Consider the following 24,649-nt stretch of genomic DNA (forward strand, 5'->3'; position numbering starts at 1 on the left):
CAAGCGTCACCATCTCATGCGCATGGCTAAGGTACAAAGAATGCTGGTTAGCAATACGCTGCGCTATGCAGGCGAGGAGGATGATACCGGCCAGCACAAGAAAACCTTTTCCGATCTGATGACGTTTATGCATAGCGATATCTCTTACTACAGACCGGATGTATCGTAAAGGAACATCATCAAATTACAAGAAGACATAGTGTAAGGATCTGTTTTACATTTCATCCATGTGGGAATGACAGCCGGCATCAAAAACAGAGAAATAATAGATAAACGCGCAACACCTGATTTTAAAAAAAACCGGGATTACCTGGGAAACAAACCTTTATTCAACTAGTAACAGAAAATCTATTCTTTGTTCATCATGCATGGCGTAGCCTTTCTCACCCTATGCGCACGCATGAGCATCCGAGGACAAATCATGACATTCAAGTGCAGGGCATTAGCAGGAATATTGCTGGCTTCTTTGCCTTTTGTGGCCGCACAGGCTGAGTCGTCACCATGGACATTGGAAAAGGTGGTTGAGGTCAGCCGCCATGGTGTCAGGCCGCCGACAGAGGGCAACGCCAAAGCCATTCAGGAAGGCACTGGACGCAAATGGCCCACCTGGCTGACCCCCTTTGGCGAACTGACAGGGCACGGCTACGCCGCTGCGGTACTGAAAGGTCAATACGAAGGGAATTATCTACGCCAGCATGGATTACTCAAACCAGGGTGTCCATCACCGGGAGAAGTCTTTGTCTGGTCCAGCCCATTACAGCGCACACAGGAAACCGCGCATGCGCTGATGGATGGTGTATTTCCGGGCTGTGGCGTCATGATTCATGCCACAGCCAGTGAAAAACAGGACACGCTGTTTCATGCGGAAAAAGCGGGGCTGAGTGTTGATCCGGCCAAAGTACGTGCCGATCTGATGAAAGCGATGGACGGCAAAACAGCGGAACAGATTCAATCCGCACTGAAACCGGAGATTGATCGCCTGCAACAAGCGCTATGTCTGCCGGATAAGCCCTGCCCGGCATTTACTACGCCGTGGAAACTGCATGAAAATAAAAAGGGCAACATCGCGCTGCGTGGCCCCGACGTATTAGCCAATATGGCGGAAACCATTCGTCTGGCCTACAGCAACAATATGCCACTGAGTCAGGTTGCTTTCGGCAATGTACATAATGCCGCAGATGTTGGTGCCCTGATGCCGTTACTGACCACCAATTACGATTTCACCAATGATCTGCCTTATGTGGCGCGCCGCGGCGGATCGACATTGATGAACCAGATTGCCCTGGCGCTTGAACCAGGTAAACAAACCGGCGAACCGCCACAAGCGGCCTGGCTGCTATATGTAGCCCATGATACCAATATCGCCAAACTGCGTACCATGCTGGGCTTTACCTGGAAAATGGCCAACTACCCGCGTGGCAACATTCCACCCGCTGGCAGCCTGATTTTTGAACGCTGGCGCAATAATCAATCCGGACAGCGTTTCCTGCGCATCTATTTTCAGGCGCAATCACTGGATCAGATTCGCTCACTGACACCGCTGGATAACACTCATCCACCGCTGCGTACCGAATTCCAGATGCCGGGTTGCCACCTGACAGACGTCGGCACGCTGTGTCCGTATCTTTCGACTATCAAGCGCATCAACGCGTCTATCGATCCCACCGCGCTACTTGCTGTGCATTACACGATGTAACCTGAAACCGGCTTTCAGACCATTGACAAACCTATGTATGGCGTCAAAACGGTGATAATGGGAGAGAAGAGTAAAGCATCCGCGCCAGTGATGGCGCGGCTTGAGCTTACAAGGACGCACTTGCCCCGTCTTTACGATCTCCTCATTATCGCCGCGATACACACTTTGCCATGATGCTTCGGGTCGGTTTCCGGCCCTTTTCCCATCGCTAACACATGAACCGTTATTGCCGTTTCCATAACACCGCCACGACAGCCAACAGAGTCAGTCCGATGGCAAACACCGCAACCAGTGACCAACCGCCATGCATCCAGGCAGCCATCGCACCAGTGGAGCCCAACGCGCCCCCCAGGAACATCCCCCCCATAAACAACGTGTTGATTCTGCCTCTGGCCGCCTCCCGCAGGCCGTAAATCACATGCTGATGGGCAACGAGCGCACTTTGTACCCCCAGGTCCAGCAAAATGACCCCGACAATCAGACCGGTGACGGAAGTCCAGATACTGAAAACACCCCATGACAACAACGTCAGCAGCACCCCAGCGATAATCACGGGTCGGCTCCCTACACGGTCGGCCATGCGTCCGGCAAACGGCGCAGCAGTAATACCCGCGACACCGATTACACCAAATAGTCCGGCCGCCGCCGCACCCAGAGGATGGCTGCCCACGCTGAGGTACAGCGCCAACACACTCCAGAACGCACTGAACGAGGCAAACAGCACGCCCTGAACGAAAGTCGCTTTGCGCAACGCGCGTTCTTCCCGCCACAGTGTCAGCAGGGAACGCATCAGCGTGACGTAACGAACAGATTGTTCGGGCATGCAAGCAGGCAACATTCTGGCCATGAATGCGGCACCGGCCAGCGCCAGCGGCACACTCAGCCAGAACATCATCCGCCAGCCAGCCGCGTCAGCAACCAATCCCGCCACGGTACGGCTCAGCAGAATACCGCTCAACAAGCCACTCATCACCGTACCCACCACCGCTCCTCGTTGACCAACCCCACTCATTGAGGCGGCAACCGGTATAATCTGCTGAGCGGCGGTGGCGCCACATCCAATCAGCACCGAGACTATCAATAATAGCGGCGCAGACGGTGACAGCGCTGCCAACACAGACGCCAGCGCCAGCAATAGAAATTGCCAGACAATCAACCGACGCCGATCAAATTTATCCCCCAGCGGCACCAACAACAGTAATCCCAGCGCATAACCCAACTGGGTGGCGGTGGGAATCAACGCTATAGCACGACTGCCGGGGAAACTGGCCGTCATCACTTCCAGCATGGGTTGGTTGTAATAAATATTGGCAACGGAAATGCCACTGGCCGCTGCCATGGCAAAAATAAGTGGTTTACCGAGCGTGGATGACGTCCGAACGTCTGTTCCACTGAGTAATGTGCTCATGATGATACTCGTCTGGTTAATGACTGCCGAAAGTGGCAGACCTGTCAGACAAAGCATAAGGAGATAGACTTCATCCCGGTAGAAAGGAAAATAACATAGCATCTATTCCATAATGGAATAGATGCTACTTATTCAGTCCAAACCCGACAAAACACCGGTCACGCTACCTGCGACAAAATCAGTGAAGGCTCTGGCCCGGGCAGATGTCAACCGACCACCCGGATACACCGCCCACAAATCCATCGTGCCAATGTGCCAGTCATCCAGCGCGGTAACAACACGTCCATCGGCCAGTTCCGGCGCAAACATCCATTCAGAAGCCACCGCCAAGCCGTCACCCGCCAACACCGCTGTTCGCACACCCTCGGCAGCAGAAACCCTGATTCGGCCAGCAAGGGTAACCCAACTCTGCGTGTTACCACGACTGAACTGCCAACGGCTGGGAGTATCAGCTTGCAAGTAAACCACGGCATCATGACTCGTCACTTCATCTGGCGAATGCGGTGTACCGTGCGTGGAAAAGTACTCAGGTGTCGCCAGCAACCGCATCGAACAAGTATCGATTCTACGGGCTGTCAACCCGGAATCTTTCAATGCTCCCAGGCGCAGCGAAATGTCAATGCCTTCGGCAATCAGGTCTACTGGGCGATCATCCAAAATCATGTCCACCTTAAGATGTGGGTGCGCAGACATAAACTCATGCAAACGCGGCATGATATGCAACCGGGCAAACGTCACCGGCGCGCAAATGCGTAAACGTCCAGACAACTGCGTACCACCATGGCGCACGCGGTCTTCCGCCTCCCGGATCATATTGATGGCTGGCGCAATATGTTCATAGAACTGCTGTCCCGCTTCGGTTGGCGTCAGTCCACGGGTAGAGCGCAGCAATAAGGTTACTGAAAGCTGCCGTTCAAGCTGCATGATGGCTTTAGAGATCGCCGGTTGGCCAATCCCCAGACGTTTGGATGCCGCAGAGAACGACCCACATTCAACGACACAAACAAACGTTTCCAGCGTACCCAAACGATCCATTGTTCACCTTTTATCAACAAATAATTATCAACCACACAATAAGTGGTTACTTTTCATTCTTCTTAAGTCTCTCTTAATGGTATGTGGCTAGCATGCAGCTATCGCATTCAGAGAGATAGCTCTATGACCGTTAACGCACCGTACCATTTATTCTGGGCTGACAACGCTACTCGTCAGGAAACCTGTCGTAAATTCATCCAGCATGAATATCAACGGGAGTTCGATGCGGTGATCCCTCACTTTCTGCCTTATCTACTGGGTATGACCCAGGCGGACGGCACGCTGGTGGCTGCTTGTGGCATTAAGCCGGCCACAGAAGGGAAACTTTACCTGGAGAGCTATCTGGATGCACCAATCGAAGACGTCGCGCACCAGCAAAAAGGCATAGAGCTTTACCGCAGCGGATTGGTGGAAATCGGTAATTTCGCCACCATTAATGGCAGCAGTAATGCCCGTATCATGTTTGCGGCGCTGTGCCTGATATTAAACCAAAGCCACTTTCGGCACATCGCGTTCACCGGCACCCGAAAGTTGCGCAATATCTTTTCACGCCTGAGTCTGTCTCCGATTGAACTGATGGAGGCCAGACCAGAGCAACTGGATGATGCAACCTGCTGGGGCAGCTATTACACCCAGCATCCACAAGTCATGATGGGCGATCTGATCCATGGTCATGAAGTGTTAAGTAAAAACAGTTTATTACTTTCACTTTTTGATTCGATTCCCTCGTTTCCCTTCAACACTCAGGAATTGAAACATGACGCTTTTTGCCGCAATTAAACACTGGGCCACGACGTCCCCTGAACGCATCGCATTAAATAACGGCGAACAGCAACTAACTTACCGCCAGTTGAATGAGAAAATTAATAATCTGGCGCAGTTATTGACGCAACAAGGCATCACCCGCCTCGCCCTGCAACTGGATAACAGCATCGAATGGGCACTGGTAGATTTAGCCTGCCTGAAGGCGGGAATTATCATCATTCCGATGCCGCTATTTTTCAGCCAGGAGCAGCAGACATGGTTGTTGGAAAACAGCGGTGCCGACGCGCTGATTGGTGCGGAACGATCCGGCTGGGAAGCGACACCTATTGGTAGACTGCCCTTGTACCGATATCAACCACAGCAGGTGCCGACAGTACCGGCCGGCACCGCTAAAATCACCTACACCTCCGGCACCACGGGTCAACCCAAAGGCGTCTGTCTGAGTCTGCGTGGAATGGAACGCACCAGTCAGTCACTGGCCGAGCGTATTGACCATCTTCCGCTTCATCGCCACCTGACCCTGTTACCTTTCGCCACCTTGCTGGAAAACATCACCGGGTTGTACGTTCCGCTGCTGCTAGGTGCGGAAAGCGTCATTCTTCCACTGCATCAGGTGGGGTTTACGGGTTCCAGCCAGTTCTCCATTGATGTTCTGGCGCAGGTATTGAGCCAGTGGCGTCCTCACAGTCTGGTACTGGTGCCCGAATTACTACGATTATTAACCAGCCTGGCAGGCAAAAATCGGGAATGTGTTTCCTCACTGTGTTTCGTCGCCGTAGGTGGGGGCAAAGTGGCTCCAGACCTGCTACTGCTAGCCCGTCAAGAGGGTATTCCAGTTTATGAAGGCTACGGATTATCCGAGTGTGGCTCTGTCGTTTCTCTCAATATTCCCGGTGATGATCAGCCTGGCAGCACCGGACGTCCGCTGCCTCACTGCGAAATCTCGTTCTCCGCGCAACATGAAATTCGGGTAAAAGGCGCGTCCATGCTGGGTTATCTCGGCGGTGATACCGTGCCGGAGAGCATTGCCACTGGTGATCTCGGCCGGCTGGATGACGCTGGTTTTCTGCATGTTGACGGACGTCTGAAAAATGTACAGATCAATGCATTCGGGCGCAATTTTTCACCGGAATGGATCGAGACTGAAGCCATGCTGTATTCCGCCATTTCCCATTTGGTGGTATTCGGTGATGGCCTGCCCGTCAATGTGGCGCTGGTACATCCTGTCCCCGGCAAAGAAAAAGATCTCTCAACCCAAATCGATACACTAAATGAAAAACTGCCGGATTATGCTCGTATCCACCATTTTATTGTCACCAACTTATCCAACTCTGCTTTGATGACCAGTAATGGCCGCCTGCGTCGTGCTGCTATTTATTTACGGTTTCAGGAGCAAATTCAACGTGCTATTCAGGAGTAAGACATGGGTTTCTATCAACAATTACAAACCAGTACGGCTTCATCGCAGCAGAAAATGATGTCCGCCCCGGTCATTGAAGCGTGTCGTTACGGCAATATCACCCGTGAAATGTATATCGCTTTTCTGACCCAGGCTTATCACCACGTCAGTCATACCGTACCGCTGTTGATGGCGGCAGGTAGCCGATTACCCATGAGTTATGAATGGGTGCTCAGCGCCATCGCTGAATATATTGACGAAGAGTACGGCCATCAGGAGTGGATCCTGGATGATATCCAGGCCTGTGGCGGGGATGCGCAAGCGGTACGTCACGGTCATCCTCATCTCTCGATTGAATTAATGCTTTCTTTTCTTTATGACCGCATCAATCGCGGTAACCCGATGAGTATTTTCGGCATGGTACACGTTCTGGAAGGAACCAGCGTCAATATCGCCACCAGCGTCGCCGAACAACTGGAGCAAGGTCTGAAATTACCGGCCAGCGCCATGAGCTACCTGCGTTCTCACGGTTCACTGGATCAGGAACATCTGAAGTTTTTCGCCTCGCTAATGGATAAGGTCAGCGAGCCACATGATCAGGAAGCCATCGTTCATTCCGCGCATGTTGTTTATCAACTGTATGGTGACATGTTGCGCAGCCTGACGGAGCGCTAACTTATGGATCTCAAAGACAAACGCATCATGCTGACCGGCGCCAGCGGTGGTATCGGTCAGGCATTGGCTCATGCGCTGGCCGCCAAAGGGGCGAAGCTTTATCTGGTTGGTCGCCATGAACAAGCACTGCTGACCCTGCAAAGTCAGTTACCGGAACCCAATCACCATAATATTCTGCTGGCGGACCTCTGTGACGAACAGGATCGTAACGCACTGGCGGAGTGTTTCCCCGCCCCCACGCGGCTGGATATATTGATTAACAATGCTGGTACATCCACCTTCAGCCTGTTTGAACATCAACGACATGAAGACATCCAGCACCAAATCGCCCTGAATGTGGAAGGGCCGATGCTACTGACCCAATCCATGCTCAATAGCATGAGCTCGCCGGGTATTATCATGAATATTGGTTCAGCGATGGGTGGCATCGGTTACCCCGGCTACAGCGTCTATTGCGCGACCAAATTCGCTTTACACGGCTTTAGCGAAGCGCTCCACCGTGAGCTCTCTCCACAGGGAATCAACGTGCTGTACCTGGCCCCTCGGGCTACAGACACCCCACTAAACTCCCCCGCCGTTAACGCCATGAATAAAGAACTGGGCAACAAAAGCGATCGTCCTGAATGGGTGGCGGCACAGATTGTCACAGCACTGGAGAAAGAGGCCGTACGACGCTGGCTTGGTTGGCCGGAAAAGTTTTTCGTCAAACTGAACGCACTACTGCCATCACTGGTGGATGGCGCCATTATTCGTCAACTTCCGATCATTCGCCGTTACGCTCGCGGCAAGCATAAATAGAGAGAATGTATTGCATGAAAAAATTATTTATCTCCGCCTGTCTGCTGGTGCCAGGTCTGGCCCATGCAAGTGGCTCACTGCCGGACATTCAGAAACAGTGGGCGATATGCGAGTATAGAACCCTCAGCTCCCAGCAAGACAATTGCTTTTCCACACTGGGATCAAGAGTACAAGGCCTGGTGAGTAGCCAGCCGACAAATGCCAAATATCTAATCTGGTCCGCGATTATAGACAGCAGTTGGGCTGGCACCAAAGGCGGTTTAGGTGCGCTGAGTTTGGTCAAAAAAGCCAAGGGTGCTCTGGAAAAAGCAATCGCCCTTGATCCTAACGCATTGGAAGGTTCAGCTTATACCAGTCTGGGGGTCTTGTATTATCGGGTGCCGGGTTGGCCGATTGGCTTCGGTGATGACAAAAAAGCGGAACAATATCTGCAAGCCGCGCTGAAAATGAACCCAAGTGGTATTGATCCCAACTATTTCTATGGTGACTACTTGCTCAAGCAGGGACATAAAAAAGAAGCAAAACAGTACCTTACTATTGCACTGGCAGCGGCTCCCCGCGCGGGAAGAGAAATTGCCGATCAAGGGCGTAAAGACGATATTCAGAAAGATTTGGCGCTGCTTAAAAAATAGCGATGATACATCAGGGCATCGGCCATGCATGGCTGGTGTCCCGTTGAAAGAGAATGCAGCCAGTCCCCATCCATGTGTTCCTTCTCGGCGGTTCCGCAGCTTTGATTTCGATATCAGTCTGAGGGATCGTTATATGGGCCATCGTAGTTATACGGCGTGGTATAACTAAACCTTCCGGCTGTAAACGGGTGATACTGATAGATAACAGGCAATAAAAAACCCGCCAATCCAAGCTGGATGCGGGTTTCTTTGTACTTTCCGGCGATATCCGTCTATTCCAGATGCCTGCCGAAAGTCGATTGGTCGGTGAGAGAGGATTCGAACCTCCGACCCCTTCGTCCCGAACGAAGTGCGCTACCAGGCTGCGCCACTCACCGAATGCGGGGCGCATCTTACTGCTACCTCTGAAAGGCGTCAATCCCTTTTTAGCGAAAGCCACAACGCGGCAGCTAAAGTGCCTGAATCACCGATAATCAGCGCTATCAGCATGCTATGCCAGTGATTTTCATCAAAGTGTTGGCTTCGCTTATCCTGCTTGGATCTATTATTGCCACCGCCAGCTAATGTATCGACATCTGTGGGTCTGGCTCAAGGATATCTCTCACCAAGAATCACATCTTCATATACTGAGCATGGCGCTTAAATGATCAGCACTACCTCATGAGGCATGGTTTTAGCGCACTCGCTGTTTTTTGGGTCAATTCCTTTGTAAAAATGTCATTTTATACCCTGTTGTATGAGCCAGTTAATGAACCGCACAATTTCAGGATGATACAAAAACTCCCGAATCCTTTGCGCTCTTTTCACACCAATCCCTTGAAATTGCCGCCACTCTTCTGTTGTCCGACGTTGTAGCTGCTGCCATGAGCGTTCATCCAATGCCTTCAAGGCAGCCCGGGGGACAGGGATCCCTAACGCCTGTAACCACAGTTGTAGTGGCTGTTGTCGGGTCAATTGGAACCGCTGGTAAATCCTGGCTGCCTGTTTCTCACCAACGCCAGCAAAGCTGCCAATTTGTTGCTGGCTCAATGTCAACCATGACAGAATATCCGGCAGTTTCCCCTGTTGCATGAAACGCCGCCACATACCGTTACTTACACCTTTAATGTTCAAGCCGAAGTTCCCGCTTAACCAGACGAGGCGAGACAGGAACTGTGATTGACAGACAAGACTCCACTGAAAACAGCTAAAATCATTGAACAGTGATTGTTCTGGAGCCTCAACAGGCTGACGTACCGAACTCCGCCAAACGACCTTGTCCAACCGGGGAATACCTTGTCCCGCCAAACTGATACTCACTTGATCGCCCGGTAATACATCCCATTGTTGCCAGCGGGATACCGAACCCACGTTCACACGGCTGACAGATTTATCATCCAGGTGTAGTGGCTCAAGATTCAGCACAACCGTTATTTTCCCGGTGCGGCCAATCTCGAAATCGACACCATTTACATTCGTAACTTGGCTGACCAACGGATATTTCCAGGCAATTGCCCAGTCAGCAGGGGTATTCTGCCAGTAACGGCCTTGTGGTTCCTTCTCCTGACGGATTACGACACCATCGGTGACAAAAGGCAGCGGTGCCCGATACCAGTTATCACGCCATGTTTCCGCCTCGGACAACATTGATATTGCGTGGGTATATTCTGCTGTCAGGCCGAAGCCCATCTGCCGTAGTTGCATAAGACGTTGCGGCATGGCATCTGGCCCATCAGGCCATTCCCAAATAAAAATTCCTATTTGCGATAACACTGAGGAAGGCTGTTTGCGACGCATTTCACCGGCCACAATCGAGCGGGCATTAATACCACCGGCTTGGGATTGTCGGTGTTCCTTCACCTGAAGGTACAATTCTCCCTGTAGCACCAGCGACTTCTGGGTATCCCCGATCTGCTGTGGAACCGAAGGCATTTGCCTCACTTTCTCCGTCCAGTCTTCCCCTTTAAGCCCATTACCCCGACTAACGGCAGAGACCAGCCTTCCCTGGACATAAACCAATGTCACCGCTACACCGTCTATCTTGGGCTGAATCCATAAATTATCGTGCTGCGCTATCCACTGTCGAAGCTCATTAACCTCCGTGAGTTTTTTCAAACCCGTATGAGCAACCGGATGTGACTTTTTACCATCATCCGGCAGGTGAACAGGAAAAGGTACGGCTTGTGGTTGAAAACAGCCTTGCCACACCGCCAGTTTTTTTCGCAGTTGATCATAAATCTCATCATCCACCAGACTTTGGCCCGATTCATAGTAGGCTTTATCCCAGTGCGCCAGTTGCTGCTCCAGTATCTCAATTTCATGGTTGGCTTGCGTTGACGCCCAATCAGGACACGACATTGAAGCCATGGCAGACAGACTGAGCAAACCAGTCAGCAAGGTAGTAACCATCCAATATCCATATTTCATCTTTCCCTCCCCCAGGCTGGATAACCGATGGCAGTAAAACGCAATCTGTAAGAAGGAACGAGCGGACCATAAGCAAAATGCAAAAGGGTTCGCAAAGTAGACAACGGATTTATGAAACAGAAAAAAAGATTGGGAAAAAGTACGCAGCAAACCGAGATAAGGCTTGGTGGCTGGGGTTTCTGGTGACATAAGCTACAGACATACAGCAGGAATGGTTACATAACGCGACTGACGGCAGCACGATGTGTATAATACGATTAAGAGTCTTTCCATCAGACACTGGCACAACTACCACTGCTATTTGGAAATAGAGGCGATACAGGCGTTTTGCTGCATCGATTATCTCAACCACCGTAACCGTAATAGAAACATTCACTATGGTCCAAGGCACGTTATATATTGTTTCCGCACCCAGTGGGGCCGGGAAATCCAGTTTGATCCAGGCATTATTAAAAACACAGCCGTTGTACGATACGCAGGTATCGATTTCACATACTACCCGGGCGAAACGGCCAGGTGAGAATAACGGTGAACATTATTTCTTCGTTTCGACCGATGAGTTCAAACGGATGATCGAGAATAATGATTTTCTGGAGTACGCTGAAGTTTTCGGCAATTATTACGGTACATCTCGCGTTACTATTGAACAAATTCTGTCAACCGGCGTCGATATTTTTCTCGATATAGACTGGCAAGGTGCACAGCAAATCCGCACCAAGATGCCGATGGCCCGTAGCATCTTTATTCTTCCTCCATCTAAAGAAGAATTGGAACGCCGCTTACGTGGCCGCGGCCAAGACAGCGAAGACGTCATTGCCCGCCGCATGGCTCAAGCGGTTGCGGAAATGAACCATTACGCCGAATACGATTATTTAATTGTGAATGATGATTTCAATCTGGCCCTGATGGATTTGAAAACCATTATTCGCGCCGAACGCTTGCATTTGAGTCGGCAGAAAGTACGGCATGGCGCTTTAATCACCAAACTATTGGCAGACTGACGACACTTTCAGTATGATGCCCAGTCATTTTATTTCCTGTGGAGTAGCACATTATGGCACGCGTAACTGTTCAAGACGCTGTAGAGAAAATTGGTAACCGTTTTGACCTGGTGTTGGTCGCTGCTCGTCGCGCCCGTCAGCTTCAGATCGGTGGCAAAGATCCGCTGGTACCAGAAGAAAACGACAAATACACGGTTATCTCACTGCGCGAAATCGAAGAAGGATTGATCACCGCTCAAATTCTGGATACCCGTGAACGTCAGGAACAGCAAGAGCATGAAGCCGCAGAAATTCAGGCGGTTACCGCAATTGCTGAAGGTCGTCGTTAATTACAGAACGAGTCGCCCTTGTATCTGTTTGAAAGCCTTAATCTGCTGATTCAGCGTTATCTGCCAAAAGAGCAGATAAAACGTCTCCAGCAGGCTTATCTTGTTGCTCGTGATGCTCACGAGGGACAGACTCGCTCCAGCGGTGAGCCCTACATCACCCACCCTGTCGCTGTTGCTTGTATTCTTGCTGAGATGCGTCTCGATTACGAAACATTGATGGCAGCGCTGTTGCACGATGTAATTGAAGACACCCCCGCCACTTATCAGGACATGGAACAGCTCTTTGGCAAGAGTGTTGCTGAACTGGTGGAGGGCGTCTCCAAGCTCGACAAGCTGAAATTCCGCGACAAGAAAGAAGCTCAGGCAGAAAACTTCCGCAAAATGATCATGGCGATGGTGCAGGATATCCGCGTCATTTTGATCAAACTGGCTGACCGAACCCACAATATGCGCACGCTGGGCGCCCTGCGTCCCGACAAGCGTCGCCGTATTGCCCGTGAAACGCTGGAAATCTATAGCCCTCTGGCCCACCGTCTCGGTATTCACCACCTGAAAATCGAACTGGAAGAGCTGGGATTCGAAGCGCTTTATCCTAATCGTTACCGCGTGATTAAAGAGGTCGTCAAGGCCGCCCGTGGTAACCGTAAGGAGATGATCCAGAAAATTCTTGCCGAGATTGAGGGACGCCTGACAGAAGCGGGTATCACCTGCCGCGTCAGTGGGCGGGAAAAACACCTTTATTCTATCTACTGCAAGATGCATCTGAAAGAACAGCGCTTCCATTCAATTATGGATATTTACGCCTTTCGGGTAATCGTAAAAGAAGTCGATACCTGTTATCGCGTATTGGGTCAGGTGCATAGCCTATACAAACCCCGACCTGGCCGGGTGAAAGACTATATTGCCATTCCCAAAGCCAACGGCTATCAGTCACTACATACATCATTGATCGGGCCGCATGGCGTCCCCGTCGAGGTACAAATCCGCACCGAGGATATGGACCAGATGGCAGAAATGGGTGTCGCAGCACACTGGGCCTATAAAGAAGGTGAAAGCAGCAGTACCACGGCACAGGTTCGCGCCCAACGTTGGATGCAGAGTCTGCTGGAACTACAGCAAAGTGCAGGTAGCTCGTTTGAATTTATTGAAAGTGTGAAATCCGATTTATTTCCAGATGAAATTTACGTGTTCACACCCGAAGGCCGTATTGTTGAATTACCCGCGGGTGCTACTCCGGTAGATTTCGCTTATGTCGTGCATACCGATATCGGTCATGCCTGCGTGGGTGCCCGAGTCGATCGTCAACCCTATCCGTTGTCACAGGCACTGGCCAGCGGGCAAACCGTTGAAATCATTACTGCTCCAGGCGCGAGACCAAATGCGGCCTGGCTGAATTTTGTCGTCAGTTCCAAAGCACGGGCTAAAATCCGTCAGATGCTCAAAAACCTTAAGCGTGATGATTCCGTCAGTCTGGGCCGTCGTCTGCTGAGTCACGCGTTAGGCAATGGGCGCAAGCTTTCCGATGTTCCGGAAACGAATATCCAGCGTGAACTGGAAAGAATGAAGCTGCCTTCACTTGACGATCTGCTGGCAGAAATCGGACTGGGTAACGCCATGAGTGTCGTAGTGGCGAAGAACCTGTTGGAAGAGCATTCGGAACTGAACGATGCCGGGATCCGAAAACTGCCAATTAAGGGTGCGGATGGCGTACTGGTGACGTTCGCCAAGTGCTGTCGTCCGATTCCGGGGGATCCGATCATTGCCCACGTCAGCCCAGGTAAAGGATTGGTCATTCACCATGAATCCTGCCGTAATATTCGTGGTTACCAGAAAGAACCCGAGAAATTTATGGCCGTAGAATGGGACAAAGTGACCGAACAGGAATTCATGACGGAAATCAAGGTGGACATGTTCAACCATCAGGGTGCGCTGGCCAACCTGACAGCCGCTATCAACGCCGAAAATTCCAACATCCAGAGTATTAATACGGAAGAACGGGATGGCCGGGTATATAGCGCCTTTATCCGTCTCACCGCGCGCGACCGTATTCATCTTGCGAACATCATGCGTAAAATCCGCGTGATGCCCGATGTGATTAAAGTTAACCGTAACCGAAATTAACCTGTTATGACCTCAGAACGTTATGCGCGCATCCGAGAAATGCCCAACCACCACCAGCCTGATCTGACGGTATGTATGGAGCCGGTGCATAGACCACATAATGTTTCAGCCTTTATCCGTATTGCTGATGCCGTTGGCGTACACCTGATGCATACGGCATGGCCGACCAACCGCATTTCTGCCAAAACAATAGACTTTCGTTATGTCGATTACACCTGCCCAACGTGCATCTTGTTAAGTCAGAGAAAGACCAGCATATCCTCCGCTCGGGCTGAAAAAGAGCAACAGCGACTGTTATTTGAAGGCGATTATCCGGTTTTAGCCTGCGTGGCGAAACGCAAAGGATTTCCGCGACCGTATATTGGCCATCACGGTCAGGCCATTGCCGACTCGCCCTGGTCAGCCATGCAATCGACGAGGCAATAATGCACGGCCGCCTGCTGAACGCCCAACTGCTGAGCACCCTTGCCGGCGTAGGAGCAACCCAGGCGGCGAAACTTGCCCGTATCGGCCTGGAAACAGTAGAAGATCTGTTACTTCACTTACCGTTACGCTATGAAGACCACACTCATCTTTATCTCATCAACGACCTGCTGCCGGGTATTTATGCCACGGTAGAGGGTGAAATATTACGTTGTGATGTGACTTTTGGTCGCCGCCGAATGCTGACCTGCCAGATCAGCGATGGCAGTGGCATGCTGACATTGCGTTTTTTCAACTTCAATGCGGCAATGAAAAATAGCCTGTCACCAGGACAACGGGTGCTGGCTTATGGTGAAATTCGACGCGGTAAACTTGGTGCCGAAATCATTCACCCCGAATACCGGGTTCAGGGTGATAACACACCAGTAGAATTGCAGGAAACCTTGACGCCGGTGTATCCCACCACCGACGGTATTCGTCAGGCCACGCTGCGCAAACTGACGGATCAGGCACTCTCACTGCTGGATACCAACCCGATTGACGAGCTACTGCCGCAGGAGCTCAGTCACACGCTTATCAGCTTGTCCGACGCACTGCGCATATTGCACCGACCACCGCCAGACATGCAATTAAGCGAACTGGAGCAAGGCAAGCATCCAGCTCAGCAGCGATTAATAATGGAAGAACTGCTGGCCCACAATCTGAGTATGCTGGCGGTACGCGCAGGTACGCAACGCCACCAGGCATTACCACTACCGCCCGATAACAGCCTCAAGCTACGTCTGTTAGCCGCCTTGCCATTCACACCCACTCAGGCACAGGAACGGGTGGTGGCAGAAATAGAAAACGATATGAGCCGGCCATTCCCGATGATGAGACTGGTTCAGGGGGACGTCGGTTCTGGCAAAACCCTGGTCGCGGCCCTCGCTGCGCTAAGAGCGATTACCCACGGTAAGCAGGTGGCGCTGATGGCCCCGACCGAACTTCTGGCAGAACAGCATGCCAATAATTTTCGCCACTGGTTTGCACCATTGGGTATTGAGGTAGGTTGGCTGGCGGGTAAACAGAAAGGCAAAGCTCGGCAAAACCAACAGGATGCCATTGCCAGCGGTCAGGTTTCCATGGTGGTGGGAACGCACGCGATCTTCCAGCAACAGGTGCAGTTTAACGGACTGGCACTGGTAATTATTGATGAACAGCACCGTTTCGGCGTGCATCAGCGGCTGGCATTGTGGGAGAAAGGTGAAGAGCAAGGATTCCATCCTCATCAACTCATCATGACCGCTACACCCATTCCACGCACGCTGGCAATGACAGCTTACGCTGATCTGGATACGTCGATCATTGATGAGCTACCTCCCGGCCGGACACCAGTGACCACCGTGGCAATTCCTGATTCCCGACGCAGCGACATTGTTCGACGAGTTGAACATGCCTGCCAGCAGGAAGGTCGCCAGGCCTATTGGGTTTGTACGTTGATTGAAGAATCCGAACTGCTGGAAGCACAAGCAGCAGAAGCCACCTGCCAGGGGCTGCGGGAAGCGCTTCCCGGACTGACTATCGGACTCGTGCATGGCCGAATGAAGGCACAGGAAAAACAGGATGTCATGGCGGATTTTAAGCAAGGCAACATCCAACTGTTGGTGGCCACGACAGTAATCGAAGTAGGGGTCGATGTTCCTAATGCCAGCCTGATGATTATCGAAAACCCGGAACGACTGGGACTGGCACAACTTCATCAGTTGCGGGGACGTGTAGGTCGCGGGGCCATCGCGTCTCATTGCGTCCTGCTTTACAAATCACCGCTGAGCAAAACGGCCCAAAAGCGCTTGCAGGTACTACGCGACAGCAACGATGGTTTTGTGATTGCACAACGGGATTTGGAAATCCGTGGCCCCGGCGAACTTCTGGGTACCCGGCAAACCGGTAACACCGAATTCAAAGTAGCTGATTTACTGCGCGATCAGGCATTGATCCCTCAGGTACAACGGACCGCACGACATATCCACGAAAACTATCCCGAACACGCCAAAGCGCTAGTCGAACGCTGGCTGCCAGAACGAACGCGTTATACCAACGCGTAAACGCGCTCTCGTTAACGGCCGTCGTTATCCCTATTAATTATAATGAAATTGTTGAATCCCTTCCTTTCAAGATAGAAACGCTATTCCGCAAACGATTGCTTTTGTGAAGCAGATCATTAAAATGCGCTTTTTGTCGTTCAGGAGTGCCAGACGCCATGAGTACCACCACCACCGAGCATCTTCAGGCAGAATCAACCGCCGCAACCCAGCACAGTGAACTGATTTACCGTCTGGATGACCGGCCTCCTTTGCCGCAAACCTTATTTGCTGCCTGCCAGCATCTGCTGGCGATGTTTGTAGCCGTGATTACACCCGCATTGCTGATTTGTCAGGCACTTGGTTTACCCGCACAGGATACCCAGCACATTATCAGCATGTCGTTGTTCGCTTCCGGTCTGGCCTCCATTTTACAAATCAAAACCTGGGGACCGGTAGGTTCTGGCCTGCTATCAATCCAGGGCACCAGCTTTAACTTTGTTACCCCGCTGATTATGGGGGGAATGGCGCTGAAAAATGGCGGAGCGGATGTGCCCACCATGATGGCAGCCCTGTTCGGTACGCTGATGGTGGCATCTTGCACCGAAATTCTGCTTTCCCGCGTACTGCATCTGGCACGCCGCATCATTACCCCGTTGGTTTCCGGCATTGTAGTAATGATTATCGGTCTGTCACTGATTCAGGTCGGCCTGACGTCTATCGGGGGTGGCTTTGCCGCCATGAGCAATCACACATTTGGTGCTCCCAAAAATCTGTTACTGGCGGCCATTGTGCTACTGGTGATCATTCTGCTTAATCGCCAGCGCAACCCATATCTGCGTGTTGCATCGCTGGTTATTGCTATGGCTGTAGGCTATATCGTGGCCTGGCTGATGGGGATGTTGCCTGCCGCCGCACCCGCTGGCCAGAGCACGCTCATTATGGTGCCAACGCCACTCTATTACGGCCTGGGTTTCGACTGGAACCTGTTGATTCCATTGATGCTGATATTCATGGTGACATCACTGGAAACCATCGGCGATATTACCGCCACCTCCGATGTATCAGAACAACCGGTAAGCGGCCCACTGTATATGAAGCGGCTGAAAGGCGGCGTATTGGCCAATGGACTGAACTCCATGCTTTCCGCTGTATTCAACACCTTTCCCAACTCCTGTTTCGGGCAAAATAACGGGGTTATCCAGCTCACCGGTGTCGCCAGTCGCTATGTCGGTTTTGTTGTTGCACTGATGTTGATCGTCTTGGGACTGTTTCCGGCAGTGAGCGGCTTTGTGCAGCATATTCCAGAGCCGGTACTTGGCGGAGCAACCATTGTCATGTTTGGTACTATCGCCGCTTCTGGGGTACGCATTGTCTCTCGTGAACCACTGAACCGTCGCGCCATTATGATTATTGCACTGTCGCTGGCAGTCGGTCTCGGCGTATCTCAGCAACCATTGATTTTGCAATTTGCACCAGACTGGCTGAAAACCCTACTCTCTTCGGGTATCGCCGCTGGGGGAATCACCGCCATCGCGCTGAATCTGGTGTTCCCGCACGAGAAAGAATAAGCGCCAGCTTCCAGAAATTTTTCATCTAACATTATAATAGGGGTCGATGATGCAACATCGACCCCTATTTATTGTCTGTAAGATGATTATCTATTGAGCCTACCGGGTAATTACGGCATAAAGCATATATATACCTGACGACTGGCATGGACTTACGCAATGAAATTTATCGGGAAATTGTTTCTCACTCTGCTGTTATTGGCCTTGTTGTTACTGGTGGTGTTCTACGTATTAATGCAAACCGCGTGGGGAGCAAACTGGGTCACCAAGTGGGTGAATCAGCACACCGAGTACCAATTATCATTAGGCAAAATCGATCATAATTGGTCTTCTCCCAGCCATATTCTGTTGCAGGATGTGATTTTTGGTCATAAAAATCAGCCAGCTACAATAGTCGCAAAACAGATCTCCATCGGACTAAGTATCCGCCAGATTACTGACCCCAGTCACATTACCAGCCTGCAACTGAAAGGCGGAACCCTCAATCTGGATCAGACCAACATCACACTGCCAATCGATGCCGATACGCTACAACTAAGCGATATGGCACTACATGCACAGGATAGCAACTGGCAATTGAATGGACAGCAGATAAACGGCGGTATTATGCCGTGGAAACCGGAAGCCGGTTACTTGCTGGGTAAAAAAGCCAACTTTCAGCTCAGTGCCCGCTCTTTGATACTGAACAACATTCCGGCCAGTCAGGTACTGGTGCAGGGAGAAATCAATGGCAATCAGTTGGCACTGAACAACTTTGGTGCGAATGTCGCCCGAGGTGAACTCACTGGCAATGCTATTCGTACCGAAGATGGCAGCTGGCAGATCAACAATTTGCGACTTAGCAATGTGCGTTTTCAAACTAACCAGACACTGGCTGATTTCTGGCAGCCCCTGACTCAGCTTCCAGCACTGACAGTTAACCGTTTTGATCTTATTGGCGCCCGTATGGAAGGGAAAAACTGGGCCTTTAACGATTTGGATGTCACCTTGCAGAATGTAACATTCAAACAGAACGACTGGCAGAGTGAGGACGGTTCGCTGTCGTTCAACGCCACTGACATCATCAATGGCCAAATGCATTTGGTCGACCCCATTGTCAGCCTGGATCTATCCCCGCAAGGGCTGGCAATCAAGCAATTTTCTACTCGCTGGGAAGGTGGGCTATTACGTACTGACGGCACCTGGCAGCGTAGTAACCACCGGTTGGATTTAAATGAATTTATTGTAGCGGGTATGGAGTATACCTTGCCTGGCGATTGGCGTCAGCGCTGGCAACAGGCATTACCTTCCTGGTTGTCGGAAGTGTTTGTTAAAAAGTTTTCCGCCAACCGTAACCTGCTGATTGATATCAACCCGGATTTCCCATTCCAGCTTACCGCACTGGATGGCTTTGGTAACAACCTGCTGCTGGCGCGCGATCATCAATTGGGAATATGGGGTGGATCACTGAACCTTAATGCCAGTGATGCCACATTCAACAAGATAGATGTCCGCCACCCGTCATTGGTACTGAATGCCAATAATAACCAAATCACACTCACCGATTTGAGCGCGTTTACCCAGACCGGACTGCTGGAAGCCAAAGGTATTATCAATCAGCAACCGACCCGGAATTTTACGCTGGAGTTAAATGGCAAGGCCGTTAATTTTGGCATTCTCTCCCATTGGGGATGGACAACACCGCCTGCGCTACCGGCAGGTAATAGCAATTTTCAGTTGCACCTGACAGGCAAACTGGACGCCAGCATGCCATTGAAACCTACACTAAATGGCATGTTACAAGGAATGGATGGAAAAGGACTCCCGATCCGACAGGAAATGCGTCAAGGTACCGTCTTAGAAAACACACCGACAGAACAAAACAATAACCAACAATAAAGCTATCACCAATTGAGTGACGCTGAGTTGGTTGATTTTCACTGCCAAGTGGATTCCGGTAATCGCTGGGGGATCCACTTGGTTATAACATATTGATTAAAATGATTTTATTGTGAAAATAATCATCGGGTAATAAAAGATTGAGCATTTGCTTTAACGAATGGCTGAGCCCCCTTCCTCCAGCGGCTCATCCGGCATCGCGGGTAACACGATGTAAACCCCTTGGAACAGAGCACCTTTGTTCTCGTTTCCAAATAGTTCAACATCCAACTGTACCCGTGCCTTGCGCCCTCTGGCCAGCCGATCCAGATTGCCACTCAGTGACCCCAGATCAGCGACAGCACTTGGCCTGCCAGTTACCGGGGTACTATAACGGATATGCGCGTCTGCCAGAATAATGGTCCCCCCCAGTTGTCTCTCACGTAGTAACAGCCAGATCAATCCCCACCCCGTCAGGGTTGCCAGTGAAAACATACTGCCAGCAAATAGCGTTTGATGCGGATTCTGATTACCAACCTCCGGCATGGTGGTAATGAATTTCTGCCCGGTATACTGACTGATGCGCACACCCATTTTTTCACTTAACGGAATATGTTCATACCAGGCCTGCTGCAACTGACCGCACCAATCGGGACGGTGCAAAATATCATCCAGCGTCTCCACCGGTTTAATCATCAGAAAGTGGCGCACTGGTGTAGTCAATGGTGTCGTAATTTCGCCCTGATTGATGAATCCCAGTTTGGCAAAAAAATCCACAGCATCCTCACGAGCGCTACACACGACACGCTTAACCCCTTCCTGACGCGCCACCGACTCCAGCGCCATTGCCATCAACGTCCCCAGACCTTTACGGCGTACTCCCGGATGAACAGCCAGAAAACGGATGGAAGCCTCATTGTCAGCATTAATAGACAGTCGTCCCACCGCTACCAGTTGCCCTTGCTCATCAACAATCGTCTGATGATGCGCTAGCGCGTCATAAGCATCACGCTCAGATCCCAGTGGCTGATGCAACGGTTTACGCAACATTTCCCAGCGAAATTGATAGTAAGCATCAAGATTTTCGGCGCTTTCAGGCACTCTCAGGTGATACATAGACACAGCCTCGCTAAACAAAGAATTTCTACATCTGGCCTAAACCTGTAACCAGAAGGTTACTGGTCCATCATTCACCAGCGCGACTTTCATATCTGCAGCAAAACGACCAGTTTCGGTAGCAATACCACGCTCACGGCATTGCCCGATAAAATACTGATACAGGCGGTTCGCCTCATCCGGCGATGCCCCACGGGAGAAACTGGGGCGCATCCCCTTTTGCGTATCCGCTGCCAACGTAAATTGAGAAACTACCAGCAAACTACCTCCAGCCTGTTGAACATTCAGGTTCATCTTGTCATTTTTATCGCTGAAAATGCGATAACCAGCGACTCGCTCACAAAGTCGGGCCGCCTTTTTTTCATCATCCCCTTGTTCAACAGCCAGTAACACCAACAATCCCGAATCAATTTCACCAACCACCGATTCATCAACCGTAACACTGGCACCCGATACCCGCTGAATTAACGCGATCATAGAAACGTTGCAACTCCTGTTTAAAATACCTGAACGGCAGCGCATACTTCCGCGCAGGCAGCAGAATCAACAATATGAGCTATTTACTAAAAACGTTATATTTTTGGGCAAAAAAATCAGGGATTACCTTTCGGTCACTCACCAGTATCGACTGAATGCCAAGTTCAGAAGCCGCCGTCACATTAGCAATATTATCATCAAAGAAAATGGCATTATCCGCCGTGACAGCTTCCTGGCGCAGTACATGGTGGTAAATATCCGCTTCTGGTTTGCGAAATCCGATTTCCTGAGAAAGGTACAGATGATCTACGGCTTGCTGTATTTGCGGATATTGAGTTGGCCAGAAATCACAATGCAAGCGGTTGGTATTGGAAAGGATGACCACCCGGTGTCCTTCCTGACGCAAACGCTGCATAATCTCCAATACTTCAGCCCGCAGAGAAACAAATATCGCTTGCCACCCCGTCGAGAACTGTTCAAAGCTAAGGCTAATACCCACTTCATGACACACGCGGGATGCGAATTCCTCATCACTGATCTCGCCACGCTCATGCCGCTCAAAGGTGTCCCCCATAACGAAACGTTCGCGTAACATTGCTAGCGGTACGTTACCAAGATGGCTCCACACACCGAAAACCCGATTAAAATCAATGTCGATGATGACATTGCCCAAATCAAATATATACAGCATGTTTCCTCCCGATTTAACCATAGATTCTCACTTTAGTGGGAAAAATCAGAACTGAACAGCATAGATGATCAAGATAATAATGAGATTGAAAATGGTGCAACATACGGAGAACTAACCGAATAAAGAAAAAAGGCCCCAAAATGGGGCCTTTTGGCGAAGCAAAATAAGATGATTAGTCTTCTTTTGTGGTGCGATTAGCGCGACGGCGATCGTTTTCCGTCAAATGACGTTTGCGAAGACGGATGGAGTGCGGAGTCACTTCCACCAGTTCGTCATCATCAATAAATTCAAGCGCCTGTTCCAGAGACATTTTAATCGCCGGTACCAGTGTCGTGGCTTCGTCAGTACCGGAAGCACGCATGTTGGTCAGCTTCTTACCCGTCAGGCAGTTCACTGTCAGGTCGTTAGAGCGGGTGTGAATACCGATGATCTGGCCTTCATACACTTCAGCACCATGGCCCAGGAACAATTTACCGCGATCCTGCAAGCTGTATAGCGCATAAGCAACGGCTTTACCCTGCCCATTGGAGATCAATACGCCATTCTGACGCTGGCCAATTTCCCCCGGACGCACATCATCATAATGGCTAAAGGTGGAATACAGTAGACCCGTACCCGACGTCATGGTCATAAAGTCGGTACGGAAACCGATCAATCCACGGCTTGGAATCACGTAGTCCAGACGCACACGGCCTTTGCCATCAGGGATCATGTCTCGCATGTCACCTTTACGTATACCCATGGCTTCCATCACAGAGCCCTGATTCTGCTCTTCGATGTCCAACGTCACTTGCTCAAATGGCTCCTGACGACGACCATCAATAGTACGGAAGATAACTTTCGGACGGGATACCGCCAGTTCAAAACCTTCGCGACGCATATTTTCAATCAATACAGACAGATGCAGCTCACCACGGCCTGAAACACGGAATGCATCTGGATCTTCTGTTTCTTCCACGCGCAGTGCTACGTTATGCACCAGCTCTTTGCGAAGACGGTCCAGAATCTGACGTGAAGTCACAAACTTACCTTCTTTTCCGCAGAACGGTGAAGTATTGACGCAGAAGAACATGGTTACTGTCGGTTCGTCTACCGTTAACGGTGGCAGCGCTTCAACAGTAGAAGTATCGCAGATGGTGTCGGAAATATTCAATTCACCCAGGCCGGTAACCGCCACAATGTCGCCCGCTTCTGCCAGCGTACTTTCAATACGTAGCAGACCCATATGACCAAGTACCTGGCCCACTTTACCGTTACGTACTTTGCCCTGGCTGTCGACAATACTAACCTGCTGGTTTGGTTTCACCACACCACGCGAGATACGACCGATACCGATAACACCAACATAGTTGTTGTAATCTAACTGGGATATCTGCATCTGGAACGGGCCGTTGAGGTCGACTTTAGGTGCTTCAACGTATTTTACGATGGCTTCAAACAGCGGAGTCATGTCGTCCGCCATATCATTATGATCCAGACCCGAAACACCGTTCAGTGCGGATGTATAAACAATCGGGAAATCCAGTTGCTCATCAGTCGCGCCAAGGTTAACAAACAGGTCAAAAACCTGATCGACAACCCAATCTGGACGCGCGCCCGGGCGGTCAACCTTGTTGATCACCACAATGGGTTTCAGGCCATAGGCAAAAGCTTTCTGAGTCACGAAACGCGTCTGCGGCATCGGGCCGTCCATCGCGTCCACCAGCAGCAGAACCGAATCAACCATGGACATCACGCGCTCAACTTCACCGCCGAAATCGGCGTGACCTGGCGTATCCACAATATTAATACGGTAGTTATTCCAGTTGATGGCGGTATTTTTAGCGAGGATAGTAATTCCACGCTCTTTTTCCAAATCATTGGAGTCCATGACACGTTCGGTGGGATCATTACGATCATCACCCAACGTACCGGACTGTTGCAGCAACTTATCGACCAGGGTGGTTTTCCCATGGTCAACGTGCGCAATAATAGCGATGTTACGCAAATTTTCGATCACAGCTTTGCCTCAGGCATTTTAGAAATAGCGCGCTATTGTACACGTATTAATCGAGGGACTAAACAGGATCACAAACATCTACCCTAAACAACCTGCCGTTGCCGGGTTTGTGATCACTTTCACGGTGCAATTACGCTACAAACGAGTTGTAACGCACCAAAATAGAGCATCAAGTTTAAAACAAAGCTCC

21 protein-coding genes and 1 tRNA gene are annotated in these 24,649 nt (G+C 50.7%); 14 read left to right on the top strand and 8 right to left on the bottom strand.

What is annotated here, in order from left to right; genetic code table 11:
• Positions 1-40: 40 nt before the first annotated feature.
• The gene (locus CWC46_RS23455; protein WP_255401354.1) at positions 41-169 is read left to right on the top strand and encodes a hypothetical protein; all 129 of its coding nucleotides are present in this window, start codon (positions 41-43) and stop codon (positions 167-169) included.
• A gap of 252 nt (positions 170-421) precedes the next feature.
• Positions 422-1,696 (top strand): histidine-type phosphatase, encoded by a 1,275-nt coding sequence (locus tag CWC46_RS02070; protein WP_021013817.1) that lies wholly within the window; start codon positions 422-424, stop codon positions 1,694-1,696.
• A gap of 223 nt (positions 1,697-1,919) precedes the next feature.
• Here the strand turns inward: CWC46_RS02070 and CWC46_RS02075 are convergent, their stop codons facing one another.
• Together CWC46_RS02075 and CWC46_RS02080 are read right to left on the bottom strand one after the other, a co-directional pair.
• The gene (locus tag CWC46_RS02075; RefSeq protein WP_021013816.1) at positions 1,920-3,104 is read right to left on the bottom strand and encodes an MFS transporter; all 1,185 of its coding nucleotides are present in this window, start codon (positions 3,102-3,104) and stop codon (positions 1,920-1,922) included.
• Between the two features lie 132 nt (positions 3,105-3,236).
• Positions 3,237-4,139 (bottom strand): LysR family transcriptional regulator, encoded by a 903-nt coding sequence (locus CWC46_RS02080; RefSeq protein WP_021013815.1) that lies wholly within the window; start codon positions 4,137-4,139, stop codon positions 3,237-3,239.
• A 123-nt stretch (positions 4,140-4,262) separates the two neighbouring features.
• On the opposite strand from CWC46_RS02080, the gene CWC46_RS02085 reads away from it, so the two are divergent.
• Genes CWC46_RS02085 through CWC46_RS02105 form a run of 5 tightly spaced genes read left to right on the top strand, consistent with a single transcriptional unit; the run spans position 4,263 to position 8,408 of the window.
• The gene (locus CWC46_RS02085) at positions 4,263-4,919 is read left to right on the top strand and encodes a thermostable hemolysin (protein WP_021013814.1); all 657 of its coding nucleotides are present in this window, start codon (positions 4,263-4,265) and stop codon (positions 4,917-4,919) included.
• Positions 4,897-6,324 carry an AMP-binding protein gene (locus CWC46_RS02090; RefSeq protein ID WP_021013813.1) on the top strand — a complete coding sequence of 476 codons (1,428 nt, stop codon included), beginning with the start codon at positions 4,897-4,899 and terminating at the stop codon, positions 6,322-6,324. Before CWC46_RS02085 ends, CWC46_RS02090 begins: the two co-directional genes overlap by 23 nt.
• Before the next feature lie 3 nt (positions 6,325-6,327).
• The gene (locus CWC46_RS02095) at positions 6,328-6,978 is read left to right on the top strand and encodes a TenA family transcriptional regulator (RefSeq protein WP_021013812.1); all 651 of its coding nucleotides are present in this window, start codon (positions 6,328-6,330) and stop codon (positions 6,976-6,978) included.
• Between the two features lie 3 nt (positions 6,979-6,981).
• Complete coding sequence (locus CWC46_RS02100) at positions 6,982-7,776, top strand: SDR family oxidoreductase (protein ID WP_021013811.1); 795 nt, start codon at positions 6,982-6,984, stop codon at positions 7,774-7,776.
• Between the two features lie 5 nt (positions 7,777-7,781).
• Positions 7,782-8,408 carry a tetratricopeptide repeat protein gene (locus CWC46_RS02105; RefSeq protein WP_051391440.1) on the top strand — a complete coding sequence of 209 codons (627 nt, stop codon included), beginning with the start codon at positions 7,782-7,784 and terminating at the stop codon, positions 8,406-8,408.
• Positions 8,409-8,708: 300 nt separating this feature from the next.
• Here CWC46_RS02105 and CWC46_RS02110 read toward each other — a convergent pair.
• Positions 8,709-8,785 (bottom strand) — tRNA-Pro (locus tag CWC46_RS02110).
• Positions 8,786-9,125: 340 nt separating this feature from the next.
• Positions 9,126-10,814, bottom strand: coding sequence for an NAD-dependent DNA ligase LigB (ligB, locus tag CWC46_RS02115; RefSeq protein ID WP_021013808.1), 1,689 nt, complete (start codon positions 10,812-10,814; stop codon positions 9,126-9,128).
• 377 nt (positions 10,815-11,191) lie between these two features.
• On the opposite strand from ligB, the gene gmk reads away from it, so the two are divergent.
• From gmk to CWC46_RS02150, 7 genes are all read left to right on the top strand, one after another.
• Positions 11,192-11,815 (top strand): guanylate kinase, encoded by a 624-nt coding sequence (gene gmk, locus CWC46_RS02120; RefSeq protein WP_021013807.1) that lies wholly within the window; start codon positions 11,192-11,194, stop codon positions 11,813-11,815.
• A gap of 53 nt (positions 11,816-11,868) precedes the next feature.
• On the top strand, positions 11,869-12,144 hold the full coding sequence (gene rpoZ, locus CWC46_RS02125) for a DNA-directed RNA polymerase subunit omega (RefSeq protein ID WP_021013806.1): 276 nt from the start codon (positions 11,869-11,871) through the stop codon (positions 12,142-12,144).
• A gap of 18 nt (positions 12,145-12,162) precedes the next feature.
• Entirely contained in the window at positions 12,163-14,265 is a 2,103-nt protein-coding gene (gene spoT / locus CWC46_RS02130; RefSeq protein ID WP_021013805.1) for a bifunctional GTP diphosphokinase/guanosine-3',5'-bis pyrophosphate 3'-pyrophosphohydrolase, read from the top strand.
• Positions 14,266-14,271: 6 nt separating this feature from the next.
• A complete protein-coding gene (locus CWC46_RS02135) occupies positions 14,272-14,691 on the top strand; it encodes an RNA methyltransferase (protein WP_021013804.1) in 420 nt (139 codons plus the stop codon).
• Entirely contained in the window at positions 14,691-16,772 is a 2,082-nt protein-coding gene (gene recG, locus CWC46_RS02140) for an ATP-dependent DNA helicase RecG (protein WP_021013803.1), read from the top strand. The genes CWC46_RS02135 and recG overlap by 1 nt, the downstream gene beginning before the upstream one ends.
• A gap of 155 nt (positions 16,773-16,927) precedes the next feature.
• Positions 16,928-18,319 (top strand): nucleobase:cation symporter-2 family protein, encoded by a 1,392-nt coding sequence (locus CWC46_RS02145; RefSeq protein WP_021013802.1) that lies wholly within the window; start codon positions 16,928-16,930, stop codon positions 18,317-18,319.
• 159 nt (positions 18,320-18,478) lie between these two features.
• Complete coding sequence (locus CWC46_RS02150; RefSeq protein ID WP_021013801.1) at positions 18,479-20,197, top strand: AsmA family protein; 1,719 nt, start codon at positions 18,479-18,481, stop codon at positions 20,195-20,197.
• Positions 20,198-20,350: 153 nt separating this feature from the next.
• Here the strand turns inward: CWC46_RS02150 and fabY are convergent, their stop codons facing one another.
• From fabY to typA, 4 genes are all read right to left on the bottom strand, one after another.
• Positions 20,351-21,292 (bottom strand): fatty acid biosynthesis protein FabY, encoded by a 942-nt coding sequence (fabY, locus tag CWC46_RS02155; protein ID WP_021013800.1) that lies wholly within the window; start codon positions 21,290-21,292, stop codon positions 20,351-20,353.
• A gap of 39 nt (positions 21,293-21,331) precedes the next feature.
• Entirely contained in the window at positions 21,332-21,769 is a 438-nt protein-coding gene (gene dtd, locus CWC46_RS02160) for a D-aminoacyl-tRNA deacylase (protein WP_021013799.1), read from the bottom strand.
• 79 nt (positions 21,770-21,848) lie between these two features.
• Positions 21,849-22,460: a glucose-1-phosphatase gene (gene yihX / locus CWC46_RS02165; RefSeq protein ID WP_021013798.1), complete on the bottom strand. Its 612-nt coding sequence runs from the start codon at positions 22,458-22,460 to the stop codon at positions 21,849-21,851.
• Positions 22,461-22,632: 172 nt separating this feature from the next.
• Positions 22,633-24,459 carry a ribosome-dependent GTPase TypA gene (typA, locus tag CWC46_RS02170; RefSeq protein ID WP_021013797.1) on the bottom strand — a complete coding sequence of 609 codons (1,827 nt, stop codon included), beginning with the start codon at positions 24,457-24,459 and terminating at the stop codon, positions 22,633-22,635.
• Positions 24,460-24,649 lie beyond the last annotated feature (190 nt).

This window comes from Prodigiosinella confusarubida, from assembly GCF_002847015.1.
In the GTDB taxonomy this organism is placed as follows: domain Bacteria; phylum Pseudomonadota; class Gammaproteobacteria; order Enterobacterales; family Enterobacteriaceae; genus Prodigiosinella; species Prodigiosinella aquatilis.